The organism is Ruegeria sp. YTSA072 (assembly GCF_059610285.1).
In genome coordinates, this window is the sequence record NZ_JBXWNI010000004.1 from 263,651 (window position 1) to 282,214 (window position 18,564).

At 53.6% G+C, this 18,564-nt stretch carries 17 protein-coding genes; 13 read left to right on the forward strand and 4 right to left on the reverse strand.

Annotated features, from left to right (window positions below):
* Nucleotides 1-55 precede the first annotated feature (55 nt).
* The 4 genes from AC2FIB_RS10260 to AC2FIB_RS10275 are packed head-to-tail and all read right to left on the reverse strand — an operon-like array spanning nucleotide 56 to nucleotide 3,970.
* Nucleotides 56-1,579, reverse strand: coding sequence for a malonate--CoA ligase (locus tag AC2FIB_RS10260; RefSeq protein ID WP_496842002.1), 1,524 nt, complete (start codon nucleotides 1,577-1,579; stop codon nucleotides 56-58).
* A complete protein-coding gene (locus tag AC2FIB_RS10265; protein ID WP_496842003.1) occupies nucleotides 1,576-2,874 on the reverse strand; it encodes a malonyl-CoA decarboxylase in 1,299 nt (432 codons plus the stop codon). The genes AC2FIB_RS10260 and AC2FIB_RS10265 overlap by 4 nt, the downstream gene beginning before the upstream one ends.
* Before the next feature lies 1 nt (nucleotide 2,875).
* Nucleotides 2,876-3,541 (reverse strand): GntR family transcriptional regulator, encoded by a 666-nt coding sequence (locus AC2FIB_RS10270; RefSeq protein WP_058273386.1) that lies wholly within the window; start codon nucleotides 3,539-3,541, stop codon nucleotides 2,876-2,878.
* A 42-nt stretch (nucleotides 3,542-3,583) separates the two neighbouring features.
* A complete protein-coding gene (locus AC2FIB_RS10275; protein ID WP_108862230.1) occupies nucleotides 3,584-3,970 on the reverse strand; it encodes a YciI family protein in 387 nt (128 codons plus the stop codon).
* An 84-nt stretch (nucleotides 3,971-4,054) separates the two neighbouring features.
* On the opposite strand from AC2FIB_RS10275, the gene AC2FIB_RS10280 reads away from it, so the two are divergent.
* From AC2FIB_RS10280 to AC2FIB_RS10340, 13 genes are all read left to right on the forward strand, one after another.
* Nucleotides 4,055-4,939 carry a fumarylacetoacetate hydrolase family protein gene (locus AC2FIB_RS10280; protein ID WP_496734525.1) on the forward strand — a complete coding sequence of 295 codons (885 nt, stop codon included), beginning with the start codon at nucleotides 4,055-4,057 and terminating at the stop codon, nucleotides 4,937-4,939.
* On the forward strand, nucleotides 4,936-5,601 hold the full coding sequence (locus AC2FIB_RS10285; RefSeq protein ID WP_496734527.1) for a malonic semialdehyde reductase: 666 nt from the start codon (nucleotides 4,936-4,938) through the stop codon (nucleotides 5,599-5,601). Before AC2FIB_RS10280 ends, AC2FIB_RS10285 begins: the two co-directional genes overlap by 4 nt.
* Nucleotides 5,602-5,619: 18 nt before the next feature.
* A complete protein-coding gene (locus tag AC2FIB_RS10290; RefSeq protein WP_282154307.1) occupies nucleotides 5,620-6,075 on the forward strand; it encodes an OsmC family protein in 456 nt (151 codons plus the stop codon).
* A 33-nt stretch (nucleotides 6,076-6,108) separates the two neighbouring features.
* Nucleotides 6,109-7,182, forward strand: a complete 1,074-nt coding sequence (locus tag AC2FIB_RS10295; protein WP_496734528.1) for a C4-dicarboxylate TRAP transporter substrate-binding protein — start codon at nucleotides 6,109-6,111, stop codon at nucleotides 7,180-7,182.
* Nucleotides 7,183-7,212: 30 nt separating this feature from the next.
* On the forward strand, nucleotides 7,213-7,764 hold the full coding sequence (locus tag AC2FIB_RS10300; RefSeq protein ID WP_496734530.1) for a TRAP transporter small permease subunit: 552 nt from the start codon (nucleotides 7,213-7,215) through the stop codon (nucleotides 7,762-7,764).
* Complete coding sequence (locus AC2FIB_RS10305; RefSeq protein ID WP_058273381.1) at nucleotides 7,761-9,065, forward strand: TRAP transporter large permease; 1,305 nt, start codon at nucleotides 7,761-7,763, stop codon at nucleotides 9,063-9,065. The genes AC2FIB_RS10300 and AC2FIB_RS10305 overlap by 4 nt, the downstream gene beginning before the upstream one ends.
* A gap of 10 nt (nucleotides 9,066-9,075) precedes the next feature.
* A complete protein-coding gene (locus AC2FIB_RS10310; RefSeq protein ID WP_496734531.1) occupies nucleotides 9,076-9,942 on the forward strand; it encodes a dioxygenase family protein in 867 nt (288 codons plus the stop codon).
* Between the two features lie 20 nt (nucleotides 9,943-9,962).
* On the forward strand, nucleotides 9,963-10,769 hold the full coding sequence (locus tag AC2FIB_RS10315; RefSeq protein WP_496734533.1) for an amidohydrolase family protein: 807 nt from the start codon (nucleotides 9,963-9,965) through the stop codon (nucleotides 10,767-10,769).
* Nucleotides 10,770-10,837: 68 nt separating this feature from the next.
* A complete protein-coding gene (locus AC2FIB_RS10320) occupies nucleotides 10,838-11,143 on the forward strand; it encodes a hypothetical protein (RefSeq protein ID WP_496734535.1) in 306 nt (101 codons plus the stop codon).
* Nucleotides 11,140-12,264, forward strand: a complete 1,125-nt coding sequence (locus AC2FIB_RS10325; protein ID WP_496842004.1) for a cytochrome-c peroxidase — start codon at nucleotides 11,140-11,142, stop codon at nucleotides 12,262-12,264. The genes AC2FIB_RS10320 and AC2FIB_RS10325 overlap by 4 nt, the downstream gene beginning before the upstream one ends.
* A 723-nt stretch (nucleotides 12,265-12,987) precedes the next feature.
* Nucleotides 12,988-16,587, forward strand: coding sequence for an adenylate/guanylate cyclase domain-containing protein (locus tag AC2FIB_RS10330; protein ID WP_496734538.1), 3,600 nt, complete (start codon nucleotides 12,988-12,990; stop codon nucleotides 16,585-16,587).
* 27 nt (nucleotides 16,588-16,614) lie between these two features.
* A complete protein-coding gene (locus AC2FIB_RS10335) occupies nucleotides 16,615-16,872 on the forward strand; it encodes a DUF4242 domain-containing protein (protein ID WP_058274660.1) in 258 nt (85 codons plus the stop codon).
* A gap of 119 nt (nucleotides 16,873-16,991) precedes the next feature.
* Nucleotides 16,992-18,407 (forward strand): FAD-binding oxidoreductase, encoded by a 1,416-nt coding sequence (locus tag AC2FIB_RS10340; protein ID WP_496734540.1) that lies wholly within the window; start codon nucleotides 16,992-16,994, stop codon nucleotides 18,405-18,407.
* Nucleotides 18,408-18,564 lie beyond the last annotated feature (157 nt).

Below are 18,564 nucleotides of genomic sequence, written 5' to 3' on the forward strand. Positions count from 1 at the left end.
GTGAGAGGTTGTCAGATCAAAGGGTCGTGATTTGGTTGCGTTTTTCAGCGGGCTGCTAGGACACACCCATTGGCAGTTCTTTTTGCGCGTACTGTTCGCGCAGAACGTTCTTTTGAACCTTCCCCATTGTATTACGCGGCAGGTCCGGGACGATTTCGTAGCGACGCGGATGTTTGAAGCGCGACAGCTTGCCTTTGATGGTCTCTGCGATCTGTTCCATGTCAAGTTGCGCGCTGGGCTCAGCGACCAGAGTGGCAATGATAGCTTCGCCAAATTCAGCGTCGGGAATGCCAAACACTGCCGATTCCAGGATACCATCAATGTCGTTCAGGACGTCTTCAATTTCTTTGGGATAGACGTTGTAACCACCAGTGATGATCAGGTCTTTTGACCGACCTACAATCGACAGATAGCCATCCTCGCTGTACTGGCCCAGATCGCCGGTGATGAAGAACCCGTTTGCCCGCAGCTCTTCGGTGGTTTTCTCGGGCATCTGCCAATAGCCTTTGAAAACATTGGGCCCTCGTACTTCGATCATTCCAACCTCGCCCCGGGGCAGCGGTTCTCCAGTTTCGGGATTGGTAACGATCACCTCGGTGCCGGGAAGCGCCAAGCCGACAGTTCCTGCGCGACGCTCACCGTCATAGGGGTTCGAGGTGTTCATGTTCGTCTCGGTCATTCCATAGCGCTCAAGGATGCGGTGGCCGGTGCGCGTTTCGAACGCTAGGTGGGTCTCGGCCAGCAATGGGGCTGAACCGGAAATGTATAGACGCATGTTCTTTGTGATTTCTTTGGTGAAACCGTCATCCGCCAGCAATCTGGTGTAGAAAGTGGGGACACCCATCAGAAGGGTCGAGTGGGGCAACTCTTCTAAGATCATACCAATGTCGAATTTTTCCATAAGTCGAACTTTGGCACCGGCGAGTAATGACGTATTCATCGCCACGAAAAGCCCATGTGTGTGAAAGACTGGCAGCGCATGAAGCAGGCGATCGGCGTTGGTGATGGCCCACAAATCCACAAGAGCTTGGGCATTGGACAGCAGGTTTCGCTGACTTAGCATTGCACCCTTCGAACGACCCGTAGTGCCTGATGTATATAGCAAAGCCGCAAGGTCGTCCGGTGCGCGATCCACGGTTTCGAATACGCAGGGTTGTGCGTCAGCCTCTACGCTTAGGCTTGGACTATCGCCGCCGAGAGTCAGCAGTTTTGCGCCAGATCGGGTTGCCAATTTTTCGATTTCGACTTCATCGTTGCTGTCGCAAACGATCATCGCCGGTTGAGCGTCAGAGATGAAGTAGTCCAACTCTGCCATGGTGTAGGCAGTGTTAAGTGGCAGGTAGACAGCACCTGCCTGAACCGAAGCAGCATAGAGCGCAATCGTATCAGCCAGCTTGGGGGCCTGCACGACGATGCGATCCCCACGAGAAACTCCACTGTTCCGCAAAACATGCGCGATCTGTGCGGCGCGCTTCAGAAACGCGTCATAGGAAACCACCTTGCCATCATCGAGTTGCAGGAATGGAGCCGTGTTGCCCTCGTGGCGGGCAAACAAGCTGTCGTAGAGGGTATTGGTCACGCTGTATTTTCCCTTGGTTTGATCGCAAGCGCCGCAGTTGAAGCCGCACGAACTGAACGCGAGGCTTGGATCGTGGCACGTGTCGCGAATTCTTCGTGGTGACGTTCTGTTTTGTTCAAATCGTAAAGGTAGTTGACCATCGCGCCTCCAGACTGGGCGCGCCCATTTGGCGACTGATCTGCGTCAGCGTGCAGCTCATGAAGTTCAGCACCATTGCCCAGATGAAAGCGGGCCACGGGATCTAACGGCATCCCATCTTCGCGCTTCGCAAGCAACAAATACCGGGCGGCCATCGCGCACACGTCCTGCGCTGAGGCCGTTGCTGCCATTACGGCCTCGGCGGTATGGCCATGCTCTGGATGTTCTGTTTCGCCGGCCAGCCAACGGCTAAGGCCCGGAATAGGCGATAAGGTCACAAAGGTATCAAGCCCTCTTAGCTCTCGCGAAAGTTCTGTCACAACCTGTTTGATCAACAGGTTCCCAAAGCTGATTCCTGCTAAACCCTTTTGGCAGTTTGAAATGGAGTAGAACGCCGCGACTTTTGCCTGCTCGGCTTCAATCGGTTCTCGAGCTTCAGACAAAAGCGTATCGATCGCGCCCGGGATTTCAGTTGTAAGGGCCACCTCGACAAAAATCAGCGGCTCATCGGGCATCGAAGGGTGGAAGAACGCAAAACAACGACGGTCAGGTGGGTAGAGCCTGCGCCTCAAGTCGTCCAGATCGTTGATCTGGTGAACCGCCTCATATGCGACGATCTTGTCCAGAACGCGGGCAGGCGTATCCCAGCTGATTTGCTTGAGAACAAGAAAGCCTCGATTGAACCAGCTTCGCAACAAATGGACAAAATCAATATCGGTTCGCTTGAGTTCGGCATCAGATTTGAGAAATCGCAGTAGATCAACGCGCATAGCCACAAGTTCTTGCGTCGCACCAGACGGCTGGTTCAGCCGACGCAATAACTCTTGCCGCCTGGGTTCTGCGGATTCACTAAGCTTTTGATATAGATCGACACTTCGATCATTGGCATAGAGGCGCGCCGTGTCAGCGAGTTTTTCTGCGTCTAACTCAAGCTGGTCATTCAAGTAGACAAAAAAGTCCAGTTTTCCCGCGTCATCCAGGGTCTGGTAGCGGTCAAGTATGGTGGACGCGAGCGTGAAGCCCGATACCTCACCTTCTGCGGACAAAAGCGCCTCGCAAAGTTCAGCAATGGATCGTTTGTCATCCTTGCCACGCCTTTTGTCAGGACGGTCCAGCAATTGGTTTAATAGATCGCCCAGAAACCAATTCCGTTGCATTTCAGGAATCCATCTGGCTGCTCAGGTACTCACCCGTTCGACGGTAGTGATCGATCAAGTGCTTGGTCGCGCTGTCTGCGTCATGATCTAATGCGGCGTCCAGAATGTGATGATGCTCGGCGGCGATGTCCCGCTTTTTATAGCTCGAACCGCCCGCCGCCAGGTAGCGGTAGCGAATGTTCAGGTCGTAGAGCTGCGAACAATATCGCAATAGCAACGGCAGTTTCGAATTGTCCAACAACGCCATGTGGAACGCTTTATGAGCGTCTTCAAAGTCGTGCGCCCCATTTTGGCCGGCCTTTTTCATATGGTGGTGACGCAAAACAAGTCGATCCTCCCATGCGGCATCCGCGTTGGCGATGGAAGCGCGCAACGCGGTTTCCTCGAGGTTGCAGCGCAACAGAAGAATTTCCTCGAAGTTACACTTGCTCACTGGCGCAGCCCTAAACCCGCGCTGGTCAATCCGTTCGACCAACATGTCCGAGGTCAAGAGGCTAAGAGCCTCGCGAACTGGACTTGCGCCAGTGTTCAGAAGGCTGCGGAGCTGCTCGATCTTAAGTTTTTGTCCGGGCGGCAATTCGCCGGTCAGGATCATTTCGCGCAGCCTTCGATACGCACCATGAGTGGCTGATGTCTCTTTGCCCTCGGTATCAAGCATGGCGTCCATATCCGACTGTTCCTTTTTGGCGGCAAAAACTCTTGAGTGCTCTTAACTGAGGGCGCTCGTGCCAGTCGATAGACCAACTGAAAGGTTCAGCGATCCTTCGTTTATCATCCAGCGCCGAAGTACAAAGCTGCGCGCCCCGCTTTTGTGCATGGGGTCGCCCTCGGCCAACTTCCGCGCGGCTTCAAGACTGTCAGCGCGATAGATGATCAGGCCAACCCCTTGCATATGCTCACCGGTCTCATCCGACATAGGCCCGGCAAAAGCCAACTTTCCCGCGCGTTCAAGATCCGCCTGATACGCCAAGTGATCCGGAAGGGATGCTTTTACGTCTTCTGGCGCTTTGGTCGGTGTGCTGAGTGCAACATAAAGCTCCAGTGCCAGTGCGCCACGGCTTTTCGCTTCTGATTTATAATCTGCCCAAGCAACCATCACGGATCTCCAAAAATATCGATATTATTTGACATATGGCAAAATAGTCGGCAAAAATCAAGCGAACTGACATGGATGGTGAAAATGAAATACTTGGTGGCAGAAACCTCGGAAGGCACAGCGGTTTTTGCTGTAAACGGCGAAAACGCAGTGAATTTAACGGCTTTGGACCCTGCCGTCGGTTCGGATTTGATGGGTTTGATAGCCAAGCCTGAGCTGGCCGACTCACTTGCCAGCAAAATTGACGCGGCAGACAGTGTGCCCGTGTCTTCCATCACTCCGGCATTGCCCGTTGCCGCTCCCGGAACGATCATTTGCATGGGATTGAACTACACCGACCACATCAAGGAAGGCGGGTATGATATCCCGGAGTATCCGACGCTGTTCATGCGCGGGAAGAACTCGATCATGGCGGCGGGGCAGCCCATGGTGCGGCCTACCTGTTCTGAGAAGCTAGACTACGAAGCCGAGCTTATGCTGATCGTTGGAAAAAGAGGTCGGCATATCTCGGAAGAGGACGCACTGGACTATGTTTTTGGCTACACCGTGTTCAACGACGGGTCGCTGCGGGACTATCAGCGCAAAACCGTTCAATGGACGCCTGGCAAAAACTTCGATGATACGGGCGCCATCGGTCCTTTCACCGTAACGCCGGACGAACTGCCCGAAGGGGCGTCCGGTCTGAAGATCGAAAGCCGCGTGGGCGATGAAATCCTACAAAGCTCGAACACGGCCAACATGATCTGGGGCGTTCGTCAGGTCATTGCGACGATTTCGGAATACACCACTCTGGAGCCCGGAGACCTGATTGCGTTGGGCACACCACCGGGTGTCGGTCACGCCAAAAAGCCCAATCCACGTTGGCTGAAGCCGGGTGAAACCGTCGAAGTCGAAATTGAAGGCATCGGAATCTGCGCCAGCCCGATCATCGACGAAAAGGACTCCAAGTCAAAGGTGGCCGCAGCATGAGCGCACCAACCGGGGCAGAGCTGGAGGCACTTCGCGCCAAGGCGCAGCAGGATCATCGCGACCTGCGCGAACGGATTCCACGTTTGTCGGATGACGCGATTGCCTTGATCCTGCGCGAATCCAGATCGCACTACGCGTGGACCGACAAGCCTGTTTCCGACGACCTACTTGAGGAGATCTACGACATCACGATCAATGGCGCGACCAGCATGAACACGTTGCCCGCGCGCTTTATTTTCGTGAAAAGCACTGAAGGCAAAGAACGGCTTGCCAAGTCGCTAAAGCCGAAAAACGTGCCAAAGATGATGGATGCACCGGTCACGGCGATCATTGCCTACGACTTGGACTTTTGGAAGGAACTGCCGTTTCTTTTCCCGCACGAAGATCGGCGGCCTTTGTTTGAAAACAAACCCGAATACTTAGCGGACACGGCCTTTCGAAACGGCACTCTGCAGGGCGCGTACTTCATGATTGCGGCCCGGGCTGTCGGGTTGGACGTTGGCGCCATGTCAGGCTTTTCGAACAAGATCGTCGACGAGGAGTTCTTCGCGGGCACGACGCTCAAGTCCAATTTTCTTTGCAATCTGGGCTACGCAGACGAGACCGGATTGTTCCAGAAGCTTCCGCGTTTTCCATTCGAAAAGGTTTGCACTTATGCATGAGGAGGTGACGCTGTGGCTATGAAAGTAAAACCTGTCGTGACTTACCGAACGACAGCTCAATGCCCTACACATGCGCGTACCGAGATCCCAATTCGCGATCTTGATGTAGTTGTCGACGAACCCGTTGAACGCGGCGGAACAAATCTTGGCCCGTCTCCGACCGAAACCGCAATGGCAGCCTTGATCGCCTGTACGAACGTCATCGGGCACAAGAATGCACACCGGTTGGGAATTGATCTTGGCGCGGTGACAATCGACGCGAAATGCAGGCTGGATCGGCGCGGTGTCCTGATGGAGGAGGAGATCGATGTTCCGTTTCCGGAAATCGAGCTCACCGTGAAGTGTGACACGCCCGCCAGCCAGGAGGAACTGACACGGGTGGGCGAAGAGACAGCCAAGTATTGCGCCATCGCAAAACTATTTGAAGCGGCAGGCACGGACCTGACCGTCAACTGGGTCAAAACAAACCAATAAAGACAAAAGGCCCGACTTTCTGGGAGGAGAGAAATGAAAATCTGGACCAAACGCAGCCTTATCGGAGCTGCTCTGGCAAGCGTCATGGCGCTGCCCGCCGCAGCAGAAGAAACTATTTCTGCCGTTGTCATCGATGGTTACCCGGACCGGGCATTATGGGTGAAGGAGTTCACCAATTTCTTCATTCCGGAAGTGGACAAGCGACTGGCCGACTCCGGCAACTACAAGATGAACTGGCAGGAGAACTATGGCGGTTCAATCGTAAAGCCCAAAGGCGTTCTGGAAGGGATCCAGTTGGGCCTAGGTGACATCGGTATCGTGACAACCATCTTCCATTCCTCGAAGCTGCCCAGCCAGGGTATTTCGGGATCGACACCCTTTGTGGCATCGGATTCCCGTGCCGTGGCCAAGGCCGTAGATGAAATCGCACGCGAATACCCGGCGATGCAGAACGAGTTTGCCGCACAGAACCAGGTCTATCTGGCCACAGGTGTTGTTTTGGACACTTATCAGATTTTCTGCACGGAACCGGTTGCTTCCGTTTCGGACCTAGAGGGTCGCAAGATTGCCGGTGCCGGCCTCAACTTGCGGTATCTCGAAGGGATCAAGGATGCGGCAGGTGTGCGCGGTGGGCTGACCGATTTCTACAACATGCTTCAGACGGGTCTGGTTGATTGTGGAATGCTGTGGCCCGAAGCGGCGAAGACGTTCAAGATCGCTGAAGTTGCCCCGTATATGCTCAAGGCCGATCTGGGTGCTGTGAACTCAAAAACCATCACGGTTAATGCAGACTATTGGGCAAGCCTGCCGGATGAGGTCAAAGAGGTGTTGGCGGCAATTGCCATCGACTACCGTGACCACGTCGCCGGTATCGCGATGGACAGGGCTGCTGCTTCGCGGGATGCTTACGTTGAAGCCGGTGGAACGATCGTTGAGGTTTCGGACGAAGACCGCGCCGCATGGGCAAACGCCATGCCGAATGTCGCGCAGGAATGGGCCGCGACGCTGAATGACAACGGCGAACAAGGAACTGAAATGCTGGCCGCCTACCTTGGCAAGCTTCAAGACGCCGGTTTCACCGGAGTGCGTGACTGGACGGCCGAATAACTGTCCGGCGATCCACGAAAGGGGCCTTTCATGCTGAAGACCGCAGTTGCTGGCCTGTCGCGGGTCGCCAATTTTCTAGCAATCGCCGCCAACGCTTTGGGTACGCTCGTCGTCCTGGCGTTGGTGGTTGTTCTGAATGTCGACGTTATTGCACGTGGCCTGTTTTCAGCCCCATTGCGTGGCACTTATGAGATGGTGCAGTTTTCGGTCGTGATGATCGTCTTTCTGCAGTTGGCGGACGTGGTCAGAGTAGATCGGTTAACACGCTCGGACGGGTTCCTGAACCTGCTACACCATCGTCGCCCGGGCCTGACAGCCAACCTGAGGCGCATCATCAATGCCATCTCGGCGATCTTCATGGCATTGATTGCCTATGTGACATTCCCTGAATTCCTACACATGTGGCAGACGCAGGACTACTTCGGAGTGCCCGGTCTTTTCACATTGCCATGGTGGCCGGTCAAACTGGTCATCGCGTGCGGTACTGCGCTTGCCTGCGTGATCTTCCTGCTCAAGGTCGTCACGGCGCAAGACCGTCCGCAACTTATTCGCACCCCAGAACATGACGAGGCCGCAGAATGACGCCGATTGAGATTGGCCTGATCTCGGTCGTTGCCATTGTTTTTCTGATTTACGCGGGTGTTTATATTCCCATCGCCTTGGGCGTCGTCTCGTTCGTGTCGATCTGGTTGATGCGGGACAACTTCACACTAGCGCTGAACCTGCTGAAAGTGGCGGTCGGCGACAGCGCGATGGAGTATAGCTTCGCGACTATCCCGCTGTTTACTTTCATGGGGCTCATCGTTTCAAAGGCCGGGTTAGGCAGGGACATTTACGAAGTCATGACCATGCGGTTTCGCAAGGTCAAAGGCGGGATTGGAATGGCCACGGTCGGAGCAAACGCCGTCTTTGCCGCAGTGACCGGATCGTCCATTGCATCCGCATCCGTGTTCACCAAAGTCTCGGTGCCGCAGATGATGGCGCAGGATTACAACCCGCGCTTTGCTGTTGGCGTGGTGGCCGGGTCTTCGGTCCTTGGCATGATCATCCCGCCTTCCGCGATGCTGATCATCTACTCCTTTGTTGCTGAACAATCCGTAGGGGACATGTTCCTTGCCGGGGTCATTCCCGGGATCATGTTGGCGATCGCCTATGTTGGCGCGATCTGGGCCATGGGCCGATTCACACCGGCGTTTGTCGGTGGCCGCATCGTGGCAGATACCGAATGGATGTCCGGGCGCGAGATTGCGTCCAAAACGCTACCAACACTGTGTATCATCACTATCGTTCTTGGCGGGATCTACACCGGCTGGCTTACTGCGGTCGAGGCAGGAGCAGCCGGGGCATTTGTAGCGTTGATCATCGCTGTCCTGCGCAGGTCTATGTCCCCAAAAGCGTTTTGGGACGCGTTGCTGGAAACCGGCCACATCACAGCGGCGATCTTGTTCCTGATCACTGCAGCGTCAATTTATAGCCGCATGCTGGGACTGGCCGGGCTTCCCAACCAGTTGCAGGATTTGCTTGCAGGAAATTCGGCGTCCTTCTGGTCGATCATGCTGCTCTACGTGCTTTTGATGCTGTTTTTGGGAACATTACTCGATACCGCATCCATCATTTTGATTGTTGTCCCGTTGTTCCTGCCTATGGCCGAAGCGCTGGATATGTCGCTGATCTGGTTTGGTATCATCACCGTGGTCGGCGCCGAAATCGGGCTTTTGACCCCGCCACTAGGCATATCCTGCTTCGTCATCAAATCGACGATCAATGACGACCGCATCTCGCTGAAAGACGTGTTTATGGGCGCGCTGCCCTTCGCCTTTGTAATGCTAATCGTTCTGTTCATTCTGATCGAGTTCCCGATCCTCAGCCTTGCCCTGATTTAAGGAGGCCAAGATGCGCTCTGTCACCAAAGACAATATCACCGATGTGTTCATGGGATACCTGTCCAAGGATACTGATCCGCGGATGCGTGAAATCATGGGGTCTCTGGTCAAGCACCTCCACGATTTCGCCCGTGAAACCAACCTGACGCATGACGAATGGCGCACGGGAATTGCATTTCTGGAGGAGTGCGCCGCTGTGGAAACCGAAGATAGGCATGAGTTTGTCTTGGCCTCGGACGTGTTGGGACTGTCATCGCTGGTGGATATGCTCCATTCAACTCCAGATGCCACAAGCTCGTCTGTTCTTGGGCCTTTTCACGTTTCTGGCGCACCGCCACTGCCATTCGGTGGTGATATGAAGCGTCACTACGGTGGGCCGGTTTTGCTGGCCGAGGGCGTTATCAGGGATGCCGAGGGTAATCCGATTGGCGGTGCAGAACTCGACATCTGGCAAACGGCGCCAAATGGAATGTATGCAAGCCAGGATGAAGAACAGGACACCTTTTCTTTTCATGGTCTGATGACCACTGGTGAGGACGGTAAGTATGCATTCACGACCGTCAAGCCAGTCGAATACACCGTGCCGTCAGACGGGCCTGTCGGGGACATCCTGCGCGCCTGCGGTCGCCATCCTTGGCGACCGTCGCACCTGCACTATATCGTTAAGGCACCCGGGCACCGATCCTTAGTTACCGAGATTTTCCCCGACGACGATCCTTACTTGGATCAGGATACGGTGTTTGGTGTTCGGGATGATCTGGTGATGACCTATGTTGAAAGGCCCGCTTCAGAATTCCCCGATGGCATGGAACTTTCCGGCAAGATCACTGAACCTTTCTTGCACGTAAAGTTTGATGTGAAGCTTGCCAGAGTTTGAATGCTATTGAGGGTGGTGCGGTGCTGAAACATACCTTAATTTTAGGTGCAACGCTTCTTTGTGGTACTGCCATCGCAGAAGAGCGACCGATCTTCGATGCGCATATTCATTATAGCCATGATGCTGTCAAACTGGTTCCTCCCGAACAAGTTGCCAAAATCCTTCGGGACGCAGGCGTGCGCAAAGCACTGGTTTCCAGCTCGGATGACAACGGTACCCAATTGCTGTTGGCCGCAGCGCCGGACATCGTTGTTCCGGCCCTTCGCCCCTATCGTCGCCGCGGTGAGATCAACACCTGGATGCACGATGAAACCGTAATCGACTATCTGGAAGAAAATCTGGCGAAGAACGAATACAAAGCCATCGGCGAATTTCACGCTTATGGTGATGATATCCAAACGCCGGTCATCCAGCATATGATCTCGCTGGCAAAAGAACGGAACCTAATTCTGCATCACCACGGCGATCGAGAGGCCGTTGAACTGATTTTTGAGGCCTGGCCCGAAGCTCGGGTATTGTGGGCCCACTCTGGCTTTGACGACCCGGCCAGTGTGACTGATGCCTTGGACACCTATCCAAGGCTTTGGGCCGATCTTGCGTTTCGCTCTGATATGGTCTCGCGGGGCCGTGTTGACCCAGATTGGAAGGCTGCGTTCGAAGCGCACCCGGATCGGTTTATGGTTGGTACGGATACGTTCGCTCCAGAGCGTTGGTACTACGTAGGCCCTCATGCTGATTTTTCACGGGAGTGGTTGGATTTGCTTCCGGACCAGATCGCAGACAACATCGCATACGCAAACGCAGAACGTTTGCTGGCATCAGAATGATCCGCTGGGTTGTCTGGTTTCTAGTATCATCGGGCGCGGCCGTTGCTTGTGAAACGGGAGGGCAACGCATGAGCTCGGAAACTCAAAACGCACCTAAGGTGCATGTGGCTGTCGACGAAATTCCATTGGCCCAACCGTTTTCTATTCTTCTGACAGTCTGTGATGATGTTGCAGTGAGTGAGGTGCGCGTCGATGCAATAATGCCTGCTCACCAACACGGGCTAAACTACGCCCCCAAAATTACCGCATTAGGCGATGGGGTGTTTCGTGCAGGTAACATGCTGTTTCACATGCCGGGGCTGTGGGAACTGCGAGTTGACGCCAACTTTGGCGGGCGATCGATATCCTACACTTCCGATGTCGTGCTAAAATGAAGGTTCTGGTGACGGCGGGGTTTGTAGTCCTAGCGGGGGCCGTTCGTGCCGAAGTCCTGTTGTCTGATGACGAAATTCAGCAAACGCTGTCCTTCGGACCATGGCCAATTTCGTTTCAGTCGGACCCAAGCAACAGGGTTTCAAGCGATACAAGAGCGATTGCGCTAGGAGCGGCCTTGTTCAACGATCCGGTGTTGTCAGCCGACAGCGCATTTTCTTGCGCAAGGTGTCATGACCCTGAACAGGCATTTACCACGTCCGATGCGCGTGCGCTCAGCCGTGTTCTGCTAGATCGAAACACTCCATCACTGCGGAACCTTGCCGGTCTCCGCTGGTATGGATGGGGCGGTAAGAGCGATAGCCTGTGGGCAGCCAGCTTGCATCCGATCATCGAAGAACAAGAGATGGCGCACAGTAAAGAAAGCCTAAAAACAGCTATCTCGGAAAGTACCTACATTAATGATTTCGAAGCCATATTTGGCGACATCCAGATTCAAGATCCAGAACTTGTGCTGGTGAACACTGCCAAAACGCTATCCGCTTACTTGGAAACATTGGCAACCGGCCGGACGCAATTTGACGATTTTCGCGATGCATTGGAGAACCAAGATTTAGCAGCCGCTGCGAACTACCCCGAAGCTGCCCAGCGAGGTCTTCAGCTGTTCATAGGGCGTGGAAACTGTGTTTTTTGCCACAATGGCCCGAGATTTTCCAACAATGAGTTCCATGACGCAGGCGTTCCATATTTTCTGAGCGAAACCGAGGTCGACGACGGGCGGTTCGGTGGATTGAACTTTTTGCTTTCAAATGCTTACACATTGGACGGCAACTGGAGCGACGATGCAGAAAAGCAAGGTGCATGGGTGGTTCGCAGTGTCCGCAGGAGCCACTCAGATTTTGGGACCTTTCGTACGCCAAGCCTACGGGGCGTGGCCGAAACCGCGCCTTATATGCATGACGGCAGCCTGATCGACTTGGATGCGGTGATCAGGCACTACAGCGAAATTGATACAGAAAGGTTGCACGCCGACGGTGAAGCCATTCTTTCGGAGTTGAACTTGTCTGAGCAGGAGATTGCAGACTTAACTGCATTTTTGGAGTCACTGTCCAAATCGCCTTAATACAGCGCTTGTGTTAACGGCTTGGAAATGGGCTATCTGGCTTGCGGCCATGGCGAACATTGCTGACCTTGGAATCTGTGCTTCATCACACCAAAAAAAAATATTCCCGTGTCTTGCCCGATTGTCGTGAACGATTGTGTCAGGCGGGGTGCGCGGCTTCACCGAGCGGTTTGAAAGATGAGTAGACCCAACCTCCCCGAAAGTGCATAAAAAAATGCATTATATTGCCTTTTCGCCTTCGGTCCGTTCAGGTGTAAAATTATGCAAATAGGTTCATTTGTGAGGCTCGAAAAACGACTTTGTTTCCTCTCTTGGGAGTTCACGAGCGAGATTGGGTAGCGAATTATTTTGGGTTTAGGTTCGGGCATAACTTTGCATTTCGAGTAGAACTTTGTACGCCGGCGTGGACGCTTGGAGCGCAAGGGCCACGGCAAAGCTCAGATTAGTGCAAGCAGCAGGCGCAGCGTTTGCGAGTGAGCGGAAAGCAGACATTCGCTGCGCTCAGTGCCAATGACCGCAATGCGGACAAAGCTGCCCATCGCGGCAGCGCAGCAAATGCACGCTGAGGGAGATCTGCCTGCAAAAAACCTCTGCATTCTGAAAAAAGTTGCATAGGTAGGCGTCATTTCTTTCAAAGGCAATGCAGACGTTTGGCCGCCAAAAAACAGCCCGTGTTTACAGCGTTTTCTTGATTAGCGCCTCGTATCTCAGCATGATCCCGTTATGGCGATTGAAATCGACAAATGGCTGGACGATCTCGAACTGGGACAATACTCAGACGCTTTTGCACGGCATGATATCGACGCGCGTGTACTACCATTACTGTCAAACGACGACCTTAAAGAGCTTGGGGTTAGTCTGGGCCACCGAAAAATCATCCTGGCAGCGGTTCAGGAATTGACTGGCCAAAAGCACTGGTATCTACCGCCACAAGCCGTAGACGCGGATGCAGGCGAAGTCGGCCGGGTCCCCATTTCGGATGAATCGCAAGGCGTGACCTTATCCGCAAGGAAGCCTGCTTCATTAGCGCTCGCAGAGAGGCGTCACTTAACAGTTTTGTTTGCTGATCTCGTCGCCTCGACTGAGTTGACTAACCGGTTTGATCCCGAAGACATGCGCGAACTGTTGCAGAGTTACCAGAATGCGGTTGCAGGTGCAGTTAGAGGGTATGGCGGCTACGTCTCGAAGTATTTGGGCGACGGTCTCTTGGTGTTTTTTGGCTGGCCGACAGCCTATGAAGATCATGCAGTTCGCGCTGTAAAGGCTGGTCTTGAGGCCGTTCGACGGGTCAGAGAGCTAAAAACACCTGACGGTGAGCCCTTGTCAGCCAGGTTAGGTATCGCGAGTGGGGAAGTGGTAGTTGGCGATACGATCGGTGAAAACACCTACGAAGAAGGAGCCATGACGGGGCCAATTGTCAATCTGGCAGCGCGGCTTCAGGAACACGCAGAACCTAACTCAGTTGTTTTATCTTCTGAGGAGACCGAAGAAACTTTGCATCGGCTATTTGAGTTTACGTCTCTTGGACAAACCGAACTGAAAGGTTTCAAAGAACCACGGACCCTTTTGTCTGTCGTATCAGAACACAGCGCGGAAAGCCGGTTTCGAGCTTCATACAGGGACGAAAGTGGCAGCGTCATGATTGGTCGCGACTACGAAAAAGGTATCCTTTTACAATCATGGCTGCGTGCGCAGAACAGTCAGGGAGAGGTTGTTCTGCTTGCCGGTGAAGCTGGGATCGGTAAATCGCGATTGGCAGAAGAGTTTCTCGCTAATGCTGTAATGACTAGCGAAGCTGATATTATCAGGCTGAACTGCTCTCCTTACCTTACCAGTAGCCCGTTCCACCCTGTCGCCCAGCGGATTTCTCAGGATGCCGGTGTGGGGACAGATTTTGATGACGACCAAATTCTCGACCTTGTCAAAAAAATGTTGGAAAGCCGAGAGGGCTTGGAATGGGAAAAAGTTCTGCCCGTCTTTGCCGCACTGGTTGCGCCTCACAGTGCTCTTGCCCGAAGCGTTCTCGATATGTCACCGCAGGAGCAACGTGACCTCACGATTCAGACGTTAATCCACACGGTTCAGGTGCGCGCAAGCACGCGTCCTGTTATTCTTTGTGTTGAGGACGCGCATTGGATTGATCCTTCCACCCAAGCTCTTTTGGATCGCTTCAAAGCAATTTGCGCAGATCTGCCTTTAATGATTTTGATTACCCACAGGCCTGGCTGGGAACTTGCCCATGATGACGGAGAAGCGCACGTACATACGCTCCAGCTGCGTCGGTTTGATACGACCCATGTCTCGAACCTAGTTCGCAATGTTACCGGAAAAGCACCCGACGATGCTCTGATTGCCACAATCATTGAGAAGACGGACGGCGTGCCTTTGTTCGTCGAGGAACTGGCCCGGGCGATTGTTGAGGCGGGTGAACACGGGCAAGTCCACATACCCGCTTCTTTGAAAGGCACACTGATGGCACGTCTTGACGCGGTCTCACCAGAGGCTAAACAAGTCGCGTTAACAGGAGCCGTCATTGGACGGGAGTTCGAGCCTAGCTTGCTGGCTTCCGCAATAGGTCTTGCGAGTGTGGAAATTCAATCTCGTATAGAAGAGCTGTCTCGAACGGGTTTGATCTTTGAAAGCGGGCACAATCGAGGGTATTTCGTTTTCCGTCATGCCCTTATTCGGGATACCGCCTATCAATCCATGCTGGGCTCAACCCGCAGACAACAACATGCAAACGTGGCCCGTGCTTTGATGCAGTTGCGGTCAGCAGAGATTGATAGGCGGCCCGAGTTGGTTGCCCGCCATCTTTCAGAGGCCGAAGAATGGCGTGCTGCGTTCGACAAATGGCAGAAGGCAACTGAAATGGCATTGGCGCGATCCGCCAGCCAAGAGGCGATGGTCAACGCCAGGGAAACACTCAAAGCGGCCGAAAATCTTGGATCTGATAACGGTGTCGAAACGATCAAAGCCAAAATCCTTATTGGTCGCAGCCATGACAGCCTGGGTCAGTTGCCGGAGGGGATAGCGGCCTTGAAAGAAGCCTCGGATGCCGCCCGTGGAATACACGATGTGGCGCTCGCCGCTGATGCAGCGAACCATTTTGCGGACTCCTGTATGATGTCGAGTAAGAGACACGGCGAAGCCATAGAGCTTTGTGATAGAGCTCTGAACGACCTTCCCGACGATGACGAAGTACGGCAGTGCAGATTGATGAGCCAACTTGCACGGGCATATATGTTTGTCGGTCAGTTTTCTGAAGGCGCACGCTATGGTCAGCAATCAATGGAACTGGCCGCGAAACTGGGGGACTATAAATCCCAATTCTCGGTGATGATGATGCATTTTGGGGCGCCATTCGTCGCGCGCAAAGGAAGAGAGGTACGTCATTGGCGTGAAAACCTTGATGCGATGCATCGAGCGGCCGAAAACCTAGGGAGTATTGATCAGGGTCGGGACCGGACACTTAGTCTTTTTGTCGGGGCCGAAATGGCCGACCGCGACTTGATGGATCATTCACTCGATCTGCTGACGGAGATTTCGGAAAAGGACAACCATCTGCAACTCTACTGGGTACAGAAACACGCACGCGCCATGGTTGCAATTATGGATGGCGATTTTGAGCAGGCAGAGATGCATGCCAACGAAGCCGTGAAAATCGGTCGTCAGACACACGGAGAACATGTTGAGGGCGTCTACGGTGTTCAGATGTTTACCATCCGCCGCGAACAAAACCGGCTGCACGAAGTTGCACCGGTGATCAAGAAGCTGATGACGGATAGCCCGGAAGACATTTCTTGGAAACCAGGATTTGGCCTTATTGCCGCCGAGTTGGGATACAAGGAACCAGCTGAACGCATACTGAATGAAATGGCAGAGAATGGCTTCGATCTTCCGCTTGATGCTATGTTTTCAACTACTTTGTCTTATCTTGCTGACATTTGTGTCGCAGTCGAGCATCTGGGACATGCTGAGACCCTCTATGACATGCTGACCCCATACGAAGAGCTGACGATCACCGCTGGGGCAACAACAGTTTGCGCCGGGGCGGCTGCAAGACGTCTGGGCAATCTGGCAGCGGTGCTGAAAAACTGGGACGCGGCAGAGAAGATGTTCCAAAAGGCCATCGAAATAGACACGCGCATGAAGTGCCCACCGTGGATTGCGCACAGCAAGGCAGCGTATGCTTCCGCGCTAAGGCAAAGGGGCCGCACGAAAGATTTGGAACTAGCGTTTCAACTGGAAGGGGAAGCGTTGGCAATTTCACAGCAATTTAGTATGGTTTCCCTTAAGTCAAAGCTCGAGGGAGTAGCTGTTTAAAGTCATTTACATGCTTGGGGGAGCATTATGCCAAGGTACATAATAGAGAGAAATTTTGCCGAGCAGTTGAACGTCAGCGACGACGACAAAATTCACATCAAAGAGATCAATGACGAAGTCGGGGTCGAGTGGATTTTCTCGTTCCTCAGCGCAGACAAGCGCAAAACATACTGCCTGTATGAGGCCCCCGACGAGGAAAGTCTTAGAAAGGCGGCCGAGCGCCTTAACATCCCAGCCGATGTCATTACACCCGTGGATCAGATAGATCCCGGAATTTTCGCCTGAATATTCGCAGTTCAAAAACCTAATCCGAGGCGATTTATCTGCGGGACAACGCATCGGAAGTCACAACTACATGAGGCAGCCGCGCAAGAAGCCTGACCTGAAAACAGGGAGGCCTATGCATGTACGACATAAAAACACTCGACGGAATCACGGCAACTGTGAGTCAAGACGCTTTGGATGCGCTTAATTCCTCGCTTCGCGGCGGCGTCTACTTACAGGGCACTCCGGAATATGAAGGCGCAAGAACAACATGGAACAGCATGTTCGAACGTCACCCTGGGTTCGTGATCCGCGCGATGGGGGCGAGCGACGTACAGAAAGCTGTAAACTTTGTTAGAGACGCCAGCCTCATAATGTCAATCCGATCAGGTGGGCATCAAATTGCAGGTCACGCTGTTGCAGACGAGACGGTATTACTCGATCTGTCCCAGATGCAATCGGTACACGTAGACCCTGTCAACAAGACTTCTAGGGTTGCACCGGGTGCATTGCTTGGCGATGTAGATCGCGAAACTCAGGCTCATGGGCTTGCTGTCCCTGTCGGCATCAATTCGACAACTGGAATCGCTGGCCTGACTCTTGGTGGCGGCTTTGGGTGGACGACGCGGAAATTCGGAATGACGATCGACAATCTTCTGTCGGCAGAAGTTGTGACGGCAGATGGGACGATTGTCACCGCCTCGCCCACAAGCCATCCGGAACTTTTCTGGGCCATCCGCGGTGGAGGCGGCAATTTCGGCGTCGTGACCTCATTCGAGTTCCAGTTGCATGATCTTGGGCCCGATGTTCTGTCCGGCCTGATCGTTCACCCGATCGAAAAGGCGCCAGAGCTGCTTGCAGAATTCGCAGCCATTGCAGATGATTCACCCGATGAGCTGACCGTCTGGAGCGTGATGCGAAAAGCTCCTCCTCTCCCGTTCCTACCAGAAGAGTGGCATGGGAGAGAGGTGCTGATTTTTGCGGCTTGCTACAGTGGTCCTATAGGCGATGGTGAAAAAGCCATGTCGGGTTTGCGCGCGCTAGGAGAACCGATTGCCGACGTCATCTCACCTCACAAGTTTGTAGACTGGCAAGCAGCATTCGACCCTTTGCTTACACCGGGCGCTCGGAACTATTGGAAAAGCCATGATTTCGACGCGCTTTCGTCGGAAGTAATCACTGGTCTTCTCGAGGCGGTTTCCAGCCTTCCCGACCCTGCTTGCGAAGTTTTTATTGCGCACGTAGGTGGCGCAATGGCGCGTATTGAACCCGACTCAACAGCTTATCCGCAACGATCAGCGCACTTCATAATGAATGTTCACACACGTTGGGAAGACCCGAGCAAGGATAGTGAGTGCATTGCGTGGGCGCGGGGACTTTATGATCAGATGCGGCCTCATGCGACCGGTAGCGCGTATGTAAACTTTATGCCCGAAGACGAAGCGGAACATATGGCTGGTGCGTACGGCCTAAACAGCGGGAAGCTTTCGAAAATAAAGGGCAGCTATGATCCAAAAAATCTGTTCAGGATTAATCACAACATAGCGCCTGAGTAGGGCCATCCGATTTGGAAAGACTGATTTATACGACGTCTAGAGCTTATGCTTGATATTTGACGACAAATATTTGGTCGCGCTGAGCAGCCTCATCTGACTGGTCCAAGTTGATTGTTAGTGCATCATCGGCCTCTGATCCATCGGGATGATGGTTTCA

What these genes read in the sequence shown, in the direction of transcription:
- AC2FIB_RS10320 (WP_496734535.1), top strand. Translation starts at nt 10,838, where the DNA reads ATGAGCTCGGAAACTCAAAACGCACCTAAGGTGCATGTGGCTGTCGAC.
- AC2FIB_RS10340 (WP_496734540.1), top strand. Translation starts at nt 16,992, where the DNA reads ATGTACGACATAAAAACACTCGACGGAATCACGGCAACTGTGAGTCAA.
- AC2FIB_RS10305 (WP_058273381.1), top strand. Translation starts at nt 7,761, where the DNA reads ATGACGCCGATTGAGATTGGCCTGATCTCGGTCGTTGCCATTGTTTTT.
- AC2FIB_RS10295 (WP_496734528.1), top strand. Translation starts at nt 6,109, where the DNA reads ATGAAAATCTGGACCAAACGCAGCCTTATCGGAGCTGCTCTGGCAAGC.
- AC2FIB_RS10290 (WP_282154307.1), top strand. Translation starts at nt 5,620, where the DNA reads ATGAAAGTAAAACCTGTCGTGACTTACCGAACGACAGCTCAATGCCCT.
- AC2FIB_RS10280 (WP_496734525.1), top strand. Translation starts at nt 4,055, where the DNA reads ATGAAATACTTGGTGGCAGAAACCTCGGAAGGCACAGCGGTTTTTGCT.
- AC2FIB_RS10275 (WP_108862230.1), bottom strand. Translation starts at nt 3,970, where the DNA reads ATGGTTGCTTGGGCAGATTATAAATCAGAAGCGAAAAGCCGTGGCGCA.
- AC2FIB_RS10330 (WP_496734538.1), top strand. Translation starts at nt 12,988, where the DNA reads ATGGCGATTGAAATCGACAAATGGCTGGACGATCTCGAACTGGGACAA.
- AC2FIB_RS10285 (WP_496734527.1), top strand. Translation starts at nt 4,936, where the DNA reads ATGAGCGCACCAACCGGGGCAGAGCTGGAGGCACTTCGCGCCAAGGCG.
- AC2FIB_RS10335 (WP_058274660.1), top strand. Translation starts at nt 16,615, where the DNA reads ATGCCAAGGTACATAATAGAGAGAAATTTTGCCGAGCAGTTGAACGTC.
- AC2FIB_RS10270 (WP_058273386.1), bottom strand. Translation starts at nt 3,541, where the DNA reads ATGGACGCCATGCTTGATACCGAGGGCAAAGAGACATCAGCCACTCAT.
- AC2FIB_RS10300 (WP_496734530.1), top strand. Translation starts at nt 7,213, where the DNA reads ATGCTGAAGACCGCAGTTGCTGGCCTGTCGCGGGTCGCCAATTTTCTA.
- AC2FIB_RS10310 (WP_496734531.1), top strand. Translation starts at nt 9,076, where the DNA reads ATGCGCTCTGTCACCAAAGACAATATCACCGATGTGTTCATGGGATAC.
- AC2FIB_RS10265 (WP_496842003.1), bottom strand. Translation starts at nt 2,874, where the DNA reads ATGCAACGGAATTGGTTTCTGGGCGATCTATTAAACCAATTGCTGGAC.
- AC2FIB_RS10325 (WP_496842004.1), top strand. Translation starts at nt 11,140, where the DNA reads ATGAAGGTTCTGGTGACGGCGGGGTTTGTAGTCCTAGCGGGGGCCGTT.